The 753-nt window shown below is 55.5% G+C and carries 1 protein-coding gene; it reads left to right on the top strand.

What is annotated here, in order from left to right:
* Positions 1-46: 46 nt before the first annotated feature.
* The coding region (locus tag F8N80_RS30900; protein ID WP_263596970.1) for an aconitase family protein at positions 47-753 on the top strand (707 nt) is incomplete at its 3' end.

Raw genomic sequence — 753 nt, 5'->3', positions numbered from 1 at the left:
GCATGTTGTACCCGTGATCTCGAATAAGACAGAGAAAGAATCAGCCATGAATACGCCTCGAACGCTCTACCAGAAACACATCGATAGCCACACCGTTTGCTCTCTGGATGACCAGGGCCACGTGCTTTTGTACATTGATCGCCAAGTGGCTAACGAGTACACCAGCCCCCAGGCATTCAGCGGCATGCGTGAAGCCGGGCGTGATGTATGGCGGCCAAGCGCGACACTTGCGGTGGTCGACCACGTTAACCCGACAGCTCCGGTTCGTATTGCAACCATGCCGGATGCCGGCGGTGCCCAACAGGTCTCGTACTTCGAAGAAAACTGCCGGGACTTTGGTATCGAGCTTTTTGATGTGCTGGACAAGAGACAAGGTATTGAGCACGTTGTAGCGCCAGAGCAAGGCTTCATATTACCTGGGATGGTCGTCGCTGCAGGTGACAGCCACACCACGACTTATGGTGCATTGGGTGCTTTCGGCTTCGGCATCGGCACCTCTGAAATCGAGCACCTGCTGGCCTCGCAGACCCTGGTCTACAAACGCTTGAAAACCATGCGAGTCACGGTCAATGGGCTTCTCGGAAGCGGCGTCACCTCCAAAGATATCATCATGGCGCTGATCGAAAATATTGGCGCTTCAGGCGCCACTGGCTATGCAATCGAATTCGCAGGGCCGGCAATCACTGACCTTAGTGTCGAAGCTAGAATGACGATCTGCAACATGGCCGTCGAAGCGGGAGCCCGGGGCGCGTT

The organism is Pseudomonas fluorescens (genome assembly GCF_902497995.1).
Taxonomy (GTDB): Bacteria; Pseudomonadota; Gammaproteobacteria; order Pseudomonadales; family Pseudomonadaceae; genus Aquipseudomonas; species Aquipseudomonas fluorescens_BK.
Note: the sequence above shows the minus strand (reverse complement) of the source record. Positions and strands in the feature narration are given on the sequence as shown.